This window comes from Paenibacillus sp. FSL F4-0087, assembly GCF_038020215.1.
In the GTDB taxonomy this organism is placed as follows: Bacteria; Bacillota; Bacilli; order Paenibacillales; family Paenibacillaceae; genus Paenibacillus; species Paenibacillus taichungensis.
In genome coordinates, this window is record NZ_JBBODJ010000001.1 from 4,596,102 (window position 1) to 4,609,049 (window position 12,948).

The 12,948-nt window shown below is 45.1% G+C and carries 13 protein-coding genes; 8 read left to right on the top strand and 5 right to left on the bottom strand.

The window, feature by feature from the left end; translation table 11 throughout:
• Positions 1-2 precede the first annotated feature (2 nt).
• From MHB84_RS21100 to MHB84_RS21120, 5 genes are all read left to right on the top strand, one after another.
• Positions 3-1,253 carry an MFS transporter gene (locus MHB84_RS21100; RefSeq protein ID WP_076288005.1) on the top strand — a complete coding sequence of 417 codons (1,251 nt, stop codon included), beginning with the start codon at positions 3-5 and terminating at the stop codon, positions 1,251-1,253.
• A gap of 152 nt (positions 1,254-1,405) precedes the next feature.
• Positions 1,406-2,479 carry a DUF3298 and DUF4163 domain-containing protein gene (locus tag MHB84_RS21105; RefSeq protein WP_076288006.1) on the top strand — a complete coding sequence of 358 codons (1,074 nt, stop codon included), beginning with the start codon at positions 1,406-1,408 and terminating at the stop codon, positions 2,477-2,479.
• Between the two features lie 408 nt (positions 2,480-2,887).
• Entirely contained in the window at positions 2,888-3,067 is a 180-nt protein-coding gene (locus MHB84_RS21110) for a hypothetical protein (protein WP_076288008.1), read from the top strand.
• Between the two features lie 129 nt (positions 3,068-3,196).
• On the top strand, positions 3,197-3,895 hold the full coding sequence (gene sigK / locus MHB84_RS21115; RefSeq protein ID WP_076288009.1) for an RNA polymerase sporulation sigma factor SigK: 699 nt from the start codon (positions 3,197-3,199) through the stop codon (positions 3,893-3,895).
• A 161-nt stretch (positions 3,896-4,056) separates the two neighbouring features.
• Positions 4,057-5,403 (top strand): amino acid permease, encoded by a 1,347-nt coding sequence (locus tag MHB84_RS21120; protein ID WP_076288010.1) that lies wholly within the window; start codon positions 4,057-4,059, stop codon positions 5,401-5,403.
• A gap of 114 nt (positions 5,404-5,517) precedes the next feature.
• Here the strand turns inward: MHB84_RS21120 and MHB84_RS21125 are convergent, their stop codons facing one another.
• The 3 genes from MHB84_RS21125 to MHB84_RS21135 all read right to left on the bottom strand — a co-directional run bounded on the left by MHB84_RS21125 (position 5,518) and on the right by MHB84_RS21135 (position 8,040).
• Positions 5,518-6,354, bottom strand: a complete 837-nt coding sequence (locus tag MHB84_RS21125; RefSeq protein ID WP_076288011.1) for an alpha/beta hydrolase — start codon at positions 6,352-6,354, stop codon at positions 5,518-5,520.
• A 52-nt stretch (positions 6,355-6,406) separates the two neighbouring features.
• Entirely contained in the window at positions 6,407-6,829 is a 423-nt protein-coding gene (locus MHB84_RS21130) for a MarR family winged helix-turn-helix transcriptional regulator (protein WP_064640736.1), read from the bottom strand.
• A 146-nt stretch (positions 6,830-6,975) separates the two neighbouring features.
• Positions 6,976-8,040, bottom strand: coding sequence for an ABC transporter substrate-binding protein (locus MHB84_RS21135; protein ID WP_083678789.1), 1,065 nt, complete (start codon positions 8,038-8,040; stop codon positions 6,976-6,978).
• Positions 8,041-8,207: 167 nt separating this feature from the next.
• Between MHB84_RS21135 and MHB84_RS21140 the strand changes: the two genes are divergently transcribed.
• Both MHB84_RS21140 and MHB84_RS21145 read left to right on the top strand, forming a co-directional pair.
• Positions 8,208-9,284 (top strand): FecCD family ABC transporter permease, encoded by a 1,077-nt coding sequence (locus tag MHB84_RS21140; RefSeq protein ID WP_218642250.1) that lies wholly within the window; start codon positions 8,208-8,210, stop codon positions 9,282-9,284.
• Positions 9,285-9,286: 2 nt separating this feature from the next.
• The gene (locus MHB84_RS21145; protein WP_076288013.1) at positions 9,287-10,054 is read left to right on the top strand and encodes an ABC transporter ATP-binding protein; all 768 of its coding nucleotides are present in this window, start codon (positions 9,287-9,289) and stop codon (positions 10,052-10,054) included.
• A gap of 223 nt (positions 10,055-10,277) precedes the next feature.
• Here the strand turns inward: MHB84_RS21145 and MHB84_RS21150 are convergent, their stop codons facing one another.
• Positions 10,278-10,880 (bottom strand): TetR/AcrR family transcriptional regulator C-terminal domain-containing protein, encoded by a 603-nt coding sequence (locus tag MHB84_RS21150; RefSeq protein WP_143764563.1) that lies wholly within the window; start codon positions 10,878-10,880, stop codon positions 10,278-10,280.
• 231 nt (positions 10,881-11,111) lie between these two features.
• On the opposite strand from MHB84_RS21150, the gene ssuD reads away from it, so the two are divergent.
• Positions 11,112-12,272, top strand: coding sequence for an FMNH2-dependent alkanesulfonate monooxygenase (gene ssuD / locus MHB84_RS21155; RefSeq protein WP_076288014.1), 1,161 nt, complete (start codon positions 11,112-11,114; stop codon positions 12,270-12,272).
• Between the two features lie 71 nt (positions 12,273-12,343).
• Here ssuD and MHB84_RS21160 read toward each other — a convergent pair whose 3' ends face one another.
• Entirely contained in the window at positions 12,344-12,910 is a 567-nt protein-coding gene (locus MHB84_RS21160; protein ID WP_076288015.1) for a DUF421 domain-containing protein, read from the bottom strand.
• Positions 12,911-12,948: the final 38 nt, after the last annotated feature.

The window sequence follows — 12,948 nt, forward strand, 5'->3', positions numbered from 1 at the left end:
ATATGCGTAAGACAGAGTCATCTCAAACGGAATCGCAAGTTACGAAATCTGCTAAACGAGGGGCGTTTCCTTTATCCCTTTTATGTCTGACGGTAGGAGCTTTTGCCATTGGCATGACAGAGTTTATTATTATGGGCCTTCTGCCCAATGTAGCGACGGATCTGAATGTGAGTATCCCCCAAGCAGGGCAGTTAATTACGGGTTACGCGCTTGGTGTGGCGGTGGGTGCGCCTATACTAACCGTGTTCACGCACAAGATACCGCAGAAAAAACTGCTGGTACTGCTGATGTGTATTTTTATCATCGGTAATGCATTGTCTGTTATTGCACCAACTTACGGGTTGCTCATCTCGGCACGTATTCTAACGGCATTTGCCCACGGTACGTTTCTGGGTGTAGGCTCGCTGATGGCAACACGATTGGTTGCACCGGAGAGAAGGGCAGGGGCAGTATCCGTAGTCCTGGCTGGATTAACGATTGCCAACATTATCGGTGTGCCGTTTGGTACCTTCATTGGGCAGCAGCTAGGATGGCGGTCATCGTTTGGAGCCATTACTATTCTGGGCATCATCTCATTGATTGGTATCATTCGTTTCATTCCGGTGATGCAGCAGGGACCGCCAGCAAACCTTGGTCAGCAATTCCGGAATCTGGTTCGCCCCCAAGTGTTATTAATATTGCTGATTGGTGCGCTGGGCTGTGGAAGTCTGTTCGCTGTGTTCACCTATATAACACCAATGCTTGTCGATATTAGTGGTTTTGCTGAGCAGAGCGTGACCTGGATTCTGGTGCTGTTCGGTGTCGGCGTTACATTGGGTAATATGCTTGGTGGTCGTCTGGCAGACTGGAAGCTGATGCCTTCCCTGATGGTTAACTTTGGTATACTGGCAGTTCTGTTGGCGGCCTTAACGTTGACGCTGGACAATCCGTATCTCGCGGTAATGACCATCTTCTGCTGGGGCGTTGCGGCTTTTGGGATTATGCCAGGATTGCAAATTCGAATTATGAATATGACTCGCGAAGCACCGCTGCTGGCGACAACGTCGAGTCACTCGGCCTTTAATCTGGGCAACGCAGGTGGTGCCTATTTGGGCGGGTTTGCAATTACGCATACGGGGCTTATCTCGGTACCGTTGTATGCAGCAGTTATTGCAGCACTTGGACTTGTGGGATTATTCGTTAGCGTGACAATGGAACGCAAATCGAGGGTATCGGAAATCGCCGATGCTGTAGAGCCGGCACCAGTGAATTAAATATAGACAGGTAGATGTAGCCTTCACTCCGCATTAACGTGTGGATGGAGGCTGTTCTATGGATGGATTACAGTTTCAACTAGAAAAAGACAAACCAGCCAAGTTACAGTATTATTGGTATATCATAATAATTAGAAAGGATGGATTTCAATTTGAATAAAACATTTGCTATGTTAATAAGCTTCTTATTAGTGTTTCTATTTATAATCCCAATAAGTGATGCGAATGCAGCCGGGTCGAGCACAGTAACGACAAAAATTTACTCGTATAAAGGGCAAAAGTATGTTCAAATAATTGGCGGCGAACAAAAGGTCAGGGATAAAATAAATAAAACACTCAAAATCCATGCCGTAAATGCCGCTATACAGAATACATATCTAAAAAAACAGCAAGATTACTTTTACTGGAATACAACTGCACAGACTAAATATAATCAAAACAACCTAATATCTATTGTATATACAGATTATAATTTCAGAGGCGGCGCGCACGGGTATGAAGAAGTAACGACTTATAATTATGATCTAACAACAGGAAAACGCCTCTACTTGAACCAGGTGATTCAAACCAATAAACAAGCTGTTAATCTAGCTGAGGGTATTGAATCAGACCTAAAGAGTAATGAGAATGTTTTCCCGGACAGTTTTTATAACTTTCCCTTGTCGAATACATCTAGCTTTTACTACCAAAACACAGGAATTGTCTTGGTATTTAATCCATACGAAGTTGGGCCTTATGCGGCGGGATTTATAGAGGTGAAAGTTCCTTTCTCCAAAATTCAGTCTGAACTGAGCAGGCCATTTTTTGATTTAAATAAAAACTCCATTCAAGAGTTGAAGAGTGGGAGAATACCGGGGTTTGAAAATATAAGCTTTGGACAAACGAAAGGAGAAGTATCAAAAGCGCTGAAAAGTTCAAATAGTGAACCCTATTATGAACCGGAAATGGGAGGACTTTTCTGGATATTTGAAGGGGTAGAGTATGTTTCCTTTAATTTTGGGGAGGGAGACACAGACCGTCTTGAACATATTTTTTTGAGTTGGAAAACTCTCCCTATGAAAACCTTCAGTGACATTGAGAAGATGTTGGGAAAAGGTCAAAAGGGTGAGAACCCTGATATTCAAGGAGAATATTTACTCTCCTATCGTTTTGGGGACACCCGGGTCCATTTCGCCTCCAATTCAACCGAGGGACTTATCCATGGCATTACAATCTCACATTACTAAGAAAAGATGCTGATTTTGTACTCTCTAAATGTCGGGGCGGCAACATTGTACCATAGGAAGTCGCTAAATCTAGCGGCTTTTTTCCTTTCGTTGTAGGAGTTGCTATATATTATTTCTTGTTTCCACTCGGACTTGAAAGGATCGTTATTGTGAGAAAAATAATTAATTATATTCTAATCTTGCTGATCATTTGGGTAGCGCTACTGTATCCTATTCGTTCTGCGTGGTTTGAAGGTGTAAATCAGATTCCTGAAGATCTTCATGGTATTTATTTACTGTTCTTGTTCTTTGGATATCTTATTTGTTCATCTGGGATGGGGCTTATGCTTTACAAGGTGTGTTTTAAACGAAAAGAATAGTAATTACAGCAGTTGATATCATTCATTTTTCCAAGGAGAAGGTGACAACTTGTACTACTACAAAGGTGCGTTCAGAGAAACGGACAATTTTATTTATTTCAAAAGCGATGTTCAATTAGCTGAGAATGATGTCGTGATATTTGGTGAGAAGAAGTATTTTATCGACAGTGTCGAGAAAGAATTCCTCATCCTTCAAAAGGTGGGCTCGATTGTTTCAGTGGGTGTATAAATCTCCGCGAATAACTTCCCTTTTTCAAGTGTACGTGCACTTCTGGGCACACGCCTACATACAATAAATCGACCCTGTTCCCACATGTGCTCAGGCCAGATCGTTGTAAAACTGCAGGAGGTGTCATCTGTGCCCGGATTGTTTACCGCAATTGCCCTTTTCATCAAAGAGTTAACGTTACTCGTCTCGTATGTCAAAAATAATGCATTTCCCCAGCCACTGGCTGAGGATGATGAAGCCAAACATTTACGCCTTATGGCTGAAGGCAACGCACATTCGCGTAATTTGCTTATCGAACACAATCTGCGCCTCGTCGCGCATATCGTCAAGAAATTTGACAATACTGGCGAAGACCAGGAAGACTTGATTTCGATCGGAACGATTGGTTTGATTAAGGCGATCGAAAGTTTTCAACAAGGCAAAGGGACCAAACTCGCTACGTTTGCTGCCCGTTGTATTGAAAACGAAATACTTATGCATTTGCGTTCCCTGAAGAAAACACGCAAAGACGTTTCCCTTCATGATCCAATCGGAACGGACAAAGAGGGCAATGAAATTACATTAATTGATATTCTCGGAACAGAAGCCGACGACGTTGTAGATAAGGTACAACTCAAGATTGAAAAAAGTAAGATTTACCGCAATCTCGACATCTTGGATGATCGGGAGAAGGAAGTTGTTATTGGCCGATTTGGCTTGGAGGCAGGCGGGGAAGAGCGCACCCAACGCGAGATAGCCAAGGAACTTGGCATCTCACGCTCCTATGTATCACGGATTGAGAAGAGGGCGCTTATGAAGCTGTATCACGAGTTTTATAAACACAAATAATCGTTGACCAGATCAGAGGGCGCCTTTTCAAAAGGTGGCCTCTTTGCTGCGCAAAAAAATCTAAAAGAATTATAGGTATTCACGACAGATTATTATATGATGAGTTGTATACAAGTTTGACATCGTAGAGAGCATGTGCAGAAAGAGAGTGGTGGTTTACCATGCAAGAAGAAACATTAACACGAGGATTAAAGAACAGGCACGTGCAACTGATGGCGATTGGAGGTGCAATCGGTACAGGTCTGTTTCTCGGAGCAGGCAAAACGATTCAACTGACAGGGCCATCCATCTTGCTGGCCTATATTATTACGGGTATTGTGTTATTTCTCATCATGCGTGCATTGGGGGAACTGCTGCTAAGCAACTTGGAGTATCACTCCTTTGTTGATTTTGTGCGTGATTACCTGGGAAACATGGCGGCATTTATTACAGGTTGGACCTACTGGTTCTGCTGGATTTCCATTGCGATGGCTGATATTACGGCAGTTGGATTGTATACGCAGTTCTGGTTTCCGCAAGTACCCCAATGGATGCCCGGATTGATTGCACTGATCGTTTTACTGATCATGAATCTGGCAACGGTTAAGCTGTTTGGTGAAATGGAATTCTGGTTTGCCCTGATAAAAGTATTGGCCATACTGGCACTGATTGTTGTTGGTCTTTATATGATCTTCAAAGGTTTTACCACGGATCAAGGTCCTGCGAGTTTCACCAATCTGTGGAGTCATGGGGGATGGTTTCCGAATGGAATGCATGGATTCATCATATCATTCCAGATGGTGGTGTTCGCCTTTGTAGGCATGGAACTGGTGGGATTGACAGCGGGAGAAACCGAGAACCCGGAGAAGGTTATTCCGAGAGCGATTAACCAGATTCCCATCCGTGTCTTGCTTTTCTATGTTGGCGCACTGCTGATTATTATGAGTATCTACCCATGGAACGCAATTGTGCCCAGCGAGAGTCCGTTTGTTCAGGTATTCGCAGCCGTGGGCATTGCAGCAGCTGCCGGCATTGTGAATTTTGTGGTACTAACATCTGCTGCTTCGGCCTGTAACAGCGCCATTTTCAGTACAAGCCGTATGGTGTTCTCCATGGCGAAGGATCGCAACGCGCCCACTTCGTTCGCACGACTGAATAACAGAAAGGTTCCTTCCAATGCGCTTTTTTTCTCCACGATCGTTATTCTGATTGCGATTGTTCTGAACTATGTGATGCCGGAGGGGGTATTTACGCTGATCACCAGTGTCTCAACGGTCTGTTTCATCTTCGTCTGGGGCATTATGGTGATTTGTCATCTCAGATACCGCCGTACCCGCCCGGAACTGGCGAGCCGGAGTCGTTTTAGACTGCCACTCTATCCATTCTCCAACTACTTGATTCTGACGTTTTTGGTATTTGTGTTGGTGATTCTGGCATTGGCTGAGGATACGCGTGTAGCGCTATTTGTTACCCCTGCATGGTTCCTCCTTATGGCAGTGATATATATTTGTAAAAAGAAAAACGTGTAACAAAGAAAAATACAAGTCGCCCATGACTCGGACTGCAATTCAATTCGTAGATACAACGTACCATTGGAGCTGCACTTTAGAGGAAGGGCGACTTTGTTGTGCTCGGGTTTGATTTTAATTCCCCCGATTTAACCATTTTAGGATGATCTCCACAACTTCCAAATATCGCTGGCCGACGAGCAATCCGGTATGGGTTGTATCCCACAGCCCTGCATATTCAGCGCCAAGCTGTTCTGCAGTCAATTGACCTCTTCGCTCCTCATCATCGGATTCTACGGCTTTGATGACCAGACTTGGACATGTAATTAAATTGCCGTTGATGGATACACCGCCGCTTGACCCAAATGCTGCCGAGAACGTGAGAAATGCCTTCGCTGACTCCATCTGCAGATATTTACGCTGAAAGGCAATATCCTCTGCTGATTCGTCAATACTGTTGTGCTCTTCGCGGGCCGGGGGAGGGATGACAATGTCAGGTGTAATTCGATCACTCTCAGGATAGGGAATCAATTGATGAACTTCCTGGCTTAGACTGGAATCAATCACGACCAATCCAGCTAAAGTAATCGTCTCGGCAATCTTCTGACTGAGTATTCCGCCCATGCTGAAGCCGATGAGAACAGGGGGTGCTGTACACTCTGCCAGAACTTCGCGGATATCCTCCAAATAGTCCTCAAACATAATTTTCGTCATGTCCATTACCCGGCTTTTGTAATGACTTCTGAGGTTCATAACGTAGCAGGTCCAGCCTTGTTCAACGAAGTGGGGGATATATTTGCTCCACATCCAGCTGCCTGTATATGCGCCATGAACAAACAAGAGAGGCGGCTTGGTTACTGAATTTACCGAGTGGGGAGCAATATCATCACCTTCATATATTTCAAGGTACAAATCATGTTTTCCTATCGTTTTGACTTCATGTTCAGGTAGCAATTGAGTAAAATCGATCATTAGGACAAACCTCCAAAATTAGTTTTATATCAAACTATTACTCCAAAAAAAATTAGAAGTTGCCGTGAATTTTCATCAAAATTCGAAGCAGTTCTTTTTTTTCCGCTTCAGTAACATCCGCATAAAACGCGTCCAGCATACGACGTGAAATATGTTCAAATACCGGTTTAAGCTCTTCTCCTTTTGCAGTCAATGTCACATGGACAATCCGTGAATCTGTTGCGTCACGTTCTTTGGCGACATAACCGTTGCGCACCAATTTGTCTACAAGCGCTGTGACCGTGGATTTATCCTTACCAATTTTTTTGGCGATTTCAGCCATGGTCATTCGGGAGTTATTGTACAGGGCGTAGATTATATCCCCATGTGACGTGGCCAGATCCTGAATTCCCTGCCCAGCCATCTCGGATAAAATGAAGCGGTTGACCTTCTCTTTAATTTTGGATATGAGTGATATAGCGTCTGTCGTTTTCATACATGTAATATAGTTTGTTATCAAACTAATGTCAAGCTCGGATTTTAAATGCTGACACATAAACGGAGAACAAAAAGAGCAGCGAGAAATCTTTTCTCCTGCTCTTCTGATTTTTCCATTCAAAATTGGAAGCAGATGTCCTGCAATTACTTGATCGGATTTGCTTTCATTTCCTGTTCCATCTTCTCAATGCCGTCCAGAATTTGATATCCATAACCCCAGAACTGACTGAAATCTGTTACGTAAATTTGTTTGTTTTTGATGGCATTCATGCTTTGCAGTGCAGGGTTGGCATACAGATTTTGAATCAGCTTGTCGATATCCGGGGAACCGGCATAAGCGGATAAGAGCAAGTAGTCCGGGTTTGCCGTGATTAGCTGTTCCACACTGACTTCGCCTTGCACGCCATCAAATGTATTTTTCAGTTTCAACAGGCTCAGTGCATCCAACTGATACGTATCATTATGCATACTGCTCACAGTAATCGTGTCTTCCGTAGCAGGAACGATGTAGGCAAAACGATGCTCAGATTGATCCGCCACACTTGACTTGATGGCTTCAACACGAGCTTTCAGGCTTTCTGTGAATTTTGCGGCGTTGTCCTGTACATCGAAGATTTGACCCAACTGTGCAATATCATTATAGAGGCTGTCCAATGTCCCTTGATGATTCGTGGTTTGCAGGAAGGTCCGGATGTTCATGTCGTTCAAGCCATCCACGGTACCTACACCCCAGTCTGCGTCTGCAAAGAGGTCCCCACGTCCCAGCACCAGATCCGGACTTGCGCCTACAACGAGCTCTTTACCCACATAATCTTTGGACAAGACAGGAATTTTCGCAAAATCATCTGCGACATCAGGAGTAACCGTGCCATACAGTGCGGCGACTCCAACCATTTTATCGGTTAGCCCAAGCTTGATCAGCATCTCTGCAGCAGATTGGGTATTCGCGACGACACGCTCGGGGGCTTTCTCGAATGTTTGTGATTTTGGTTTCCACTCGCCACCTTCACCTGAGATGGTAAAGTTCTCAATCGTGAGCGGATAGGATGTTTTGCTTGTATTTTCTACTTGTGTTGCCGTTTCTGATGAATTGCTTCCCTCCACAACGGGGGTGGTAGTGGTGGAAGATGCTGCATTGGAACATGCGGCAATCAAGAGTAACAGGAGACTTAAAGAAGCGAACCAAATGGTTCTGAATTTGAATTTCATCTAGCGACGAGCCCCTTTTCTTTATGTTTTTTAAATTGACAAAGATAATCATTCTCAATTATAATCCGAGAAAATGCTTTGTAAATAGCTAAATTTTTATTATTCAAATTCAAGTGATATTGATGGGGGAAAAGATGGCACAGACGGCTCAGATTCAGAAGCAGCGTATGGGAAAAAGGGAATCACTGATTCACAGCAAATCCGGTTTTGCAGTATTGATTGCCGCTTTAATCATCGTAATGGTTGTTTCGGTTGGGATTGCTGTATCCATTGGACAGGTGAGCATTCCGCTTGCCGAGTCTTATCGTATTCTGTTGTACAAATTAACCGGATTTCAATTCGGCTCTACGCCGATTGAGGCGGGGTCCTTTACGGATATCATCTGGCAGATTCGCTTTCCGCGTGTACTGATGGCCATGTTTATCGGTGCCGGGTTAGCTTTATGTGGTGCAGTTATGCAGGCTGCCGTGCAGAATCCTCTTGCAGACCCGTATATACTGGGGATCTCCTCAGGAGCTTCACTCGGGGCTACGTTTGCCATTCTGATCGGATTCGGCGCGATTGGCTGGCTTGGTCAGACCGGGGTGGCCTTCTGGGCATTTGCCGGCGCGATGGGTGCGTCCTTGCTGGTCCTGGCTCTCGCAGGTATTCGGGGGAAAATGACATCGGTCAAGCTGGTGCTTGCCGGGATGGTCATTAATGCACTGTGCAGTGCCTTTTCGAACTTTATCATTTATTTTGCCAACAATGCCGAAGGCATCAAGACCGTAACATTCTGGACCATGGGCAGTCTTGCCTCATCAGGATGGAACAAGCTTCCGCTGATTAGCATCGTTGTGCTCGTAGCCATTCTGTTCTTTCTGTTGCAATCCCGGGTCCTTAATACGATGCTGCTGGGTGACGAAGCCGCGGTTACGCTAGGGATTAATCTCAGTGTATATCGCAGGTTGTATATGCTGTTAACGGCTCTCGTCACCGGCGTAATGGTGGCAAGCTGCGGCATGATCGGTTTTGTTGGATTGATTATTCCGCATATTGTGAGAGGGCTGGTTGGATCTGACCATCGTAAAGTCATGCCAGTATCCGTACTATTCGGTGCCATCTTCCTGATCTGGACGGATGTTATTGCACGATCACTGATTTCCAGCGTTGAATTGCCAATCGGGATCATTACAGCGATGATTGGTGCGCCGATGTTTATGTATATGTTAGTCAAAAAAGGCTACGGTTTTGGAGGAAAATAAACATGAAACTGAATGTAGAAAATATATCCATATCGGTGCTGAACACGGATATTATCCGGGACATTTCTTTACAGGTAAATGGCAAGCAATTCGTAGGCCTGATTGGCCCGAACGGTTGTGGCAAATCAACGCTGCTCAAGAGCATCTATAAAGTGATCAAACCACAGCAAGGCAAAGTATTTCTCGATGATACGGACATTTTGAAATCCAGTCCCAAGGTCGTGTCCCGGCATATGGGCGTTGTGGGTCAGTTTAACGAATTGAGCTTTGATTTTACTGTGCGTGAAATGGTCATGATGGGTCGCACACCTCACAAGAAGCTGCTGGAGACGGATAATGAACGGGATTATGAAATCGTGGAACAGGCGCTGGAAAAGGTACATCTGACCGGACATGCGGACCGCAATTACGTGTCCCTGTCCGGCGGGGAGAAGCAGCGTGTGGTCCTCGCCCGAGTGCTGGCGCAGCAGCCCGAATTTCTGATATTGGACGAGCCTACCAATCATCTGGATATCAAATATCAGCTTCAGATCCTCAACATTGTGCGGAGTCTGGATATCGGCATATTGGCTGCGCTTCATGATCTCGAACTCGCTGCAGCGTATTGTGATTACCTCTATGTTGTGAAGCAGGGACAGATTGTGGTTCATGGCAAACCCGCCGATATCTTGACCCGTGAAATGATTGGTGAAGTATTCGACGTGGAATGTGAAATCTATGAAAATCCGGTTACCGGTGGCTTGGGTATTGCCTATTTGAGTACACGGTGAGACAAGGACTGTCTTAGCTGAAACTCACACATGTTCTCTCATTATCTCTTCCACTATAACTCCGGTTGCACAGGCAATTATGGACTAAGTAGCAAAAGAAGAACTGTCTTTAAGCGGAATATATGCTTAAATGACAGTTCTTTTTGTTCTAGAGTCTCAAGTGTCACATGTCACGTGTATTCAGATGTTGTGCATCACCTTTTTGGAGATGTGGCTATTCCCTCTAAACCAATGCTCCCATCGCTTTATATGTTCCTAACAGGGCAATGCGGGTTAATTGAAGAGCCATATGATGAGGTGAGTTTACCTTACTGTCAGCAAGCCATTTGTGAATAATTCCAATGGTGGAGAAGCTGATATGATCCAGCAGAATATCGAGAGGCACTTCTTTTTGCTCCATACCTAACTGGGATATCCGATCCAAAAACATCTCTCTAATCACTTCATTCATCCGGCTGTTGAAATTCCCAGCAGGATTAATGAGTACCATCACCCTATAGAATTCTTCATGCTCCAATATATGCTCGAACAATACTGCATAAATGGGATCTGGCTCGTTAAATGAAGGTAGACTCCCAAGGTGGGAATTCCGTTCCGCCAGTAACTGTTCAAGCAGTTGAAATTTCTCATTCACCATGCTATCCAATAAATCATCCTTGTCCAGAAAGTGGGCGTAAAAGGTAGATCGATTGATATTCGCTTGCTCCGCGATGTCTACGACACTAATTTCGGTAAAGGCCTTGTGTGGCAAAATTTTCAGGAGAGCTTTGGAAATCATCACACGGGTCCGTAAAATTCTTCGATCCACTCCACGGGATTCATTCACTTCTCATCACCTCGAAAACAACGGATTGTTCAACTTTGTTGAGCCTTCAAATGGTTTGGGGATGTAGATGAATAAGACATTTCGCAACACATCGGTCAAATGCGTTGTTTAACCGTCAGATTCTGGCTAATTGATCGTTGATATCCAACGGATAATAGCTATCATAATAAATAAAACACACCAAATCAATCGGAAAAATAAAATATAAGAAATAGGAATGAGGTCATACCTATGGAACTGTTTTGGTTTATTCCCACGCACGGGGATGGCAGGTATCTTGGAACAAAAGAAGGAGCTCGGGCAGTCAGTTATCATTACTGCAAGCAGGTGGCACAAGCCGCGGATGAACTTGGATATGCCGGTGTTTTGTTACCTACGGGAAAGTCGTGTGAAGATGCCTGGATTGTTGCTTCATCGCTGATTTCTTCCACGGACAGGCTTAAGTTTCTTGTCGCGGCGCGTCCAGGTCTGATGATGCCAACCACAGCTGCACGTATGGCCGCAACACTGGATCGTTTCTCCAAAGGAAGACTGCTGATCAATGTGGTGGCTGGTGGAGATCCAATTGAGCTTGAAGGAGAAGGGCTGTTCCTGGACCACGATGAGCGCTATGCGTTAGCCGATGAATTTCTGACCATTTGGCGGAAGGAATTGGAGGGAGAGGCGGTTGACTATGAAGGCAAATATCTGAAGGTTAAGGGTGGCTCCGTCCTGTATCCGACCATCCAAAAGCCACATCCACCACTCTATTTTGGAGGTTCCTCGGTAGCCGCAATGGAAGTGGCAGCGGATCATGTCGATGTGTATTTAACGTGGGGTGAGCCTCCGAGTCAGGTGCAAGCCAAAATTCATCAAATGCGGGAACTGGCTGCAAAGAAAGGAAGAAGCATTCGTTTTGGCATACGTATGCATGTTATTGTGCGTCCGACAGCAGACGAAGCATGGAAGGCCGCTAATGAGCTAATCTCCCATCTGGATGAGGAGACAATAGCCGCTGCCCAGCAGATCTATGCCCGCATGGATTCCGTAGGACAGCAGAGAATGGCCAAGCTGCATAATGGGGATCGCTCCAACCTAGAGATTATCCCCAATCTGTGGGCGGGCATTGGCTTGGTCAGAGGTGGCGCCGGAACCGCACTTGTTGGTGATCCCGATCAGGTCGCAGCCAGAATCAGAGAGTATGAAGAACTGGGGATCGAGACCTTCATTTTATCAGGGTATCCGCATCTGGAAGAATGTTATCGTACCGCGGAGCTGTTATTTCCAAAGCTTCAGTACTCGCAACATGGAGAAAGCGGCGATCATTCCTTTGTTGGTCCATTTGGAGAAATCATTGCCAATAACAACATTCCGGATCACATGGTCAAATCGGAAGTTTCCTCCAAGTCCTAATTTCATAACGGATTGCAGATTAAGGCAAAAAAAGACACCTGAAGGCATTCGCATTCGGGTGTCTTTTTCATTTACTGTATCTTGGAGTCAATTGGACGCGAGTGTCCATCCTGGATGACCTCCTGGAACAGTTCCTTGGATTCCATGGGCCACGTACCTTGCTTCAGGAGTGCTTCCAAATCGCCTACGGTTACTGGGCGTGCGTGTCGTTTGAGCACGTAACCGAGTTGCCCGTTTGGTTCCATCGTGGCCGTTTCCAGATCGGCAATACTTGTAATCCCTTTCTCCCGCAACTGCATCTCCAATTGGTCCACGGAGAAGCGCATGCGTTTCAAATTCGGCAGATTCAACTTCCCATCTTCCACAACAACCTTCGATTTTCCGCTCATCAGTTTTTCAAACCAATTAAACTTCAATTGTAACTGTTCAACAATCAGAAGTGTGAGGATAAATACCGCCGCTGACCCGATCGCTTTACCTAACTCATGATTCGCAATTGGCTGCACGATCGTTGTTCCGATCGAGATAATAATGACCGTTGTGGCTACACTCATTTGCGAGATAGATTTACGTCCAGCAATCCGCAGTAGAAACATACCAATCAGTACAAGCAAGATGGATTTCCATATCCAGTCCATTGGTTGTATTCCTTTCTGTACCAAATCATGTGTCGTAT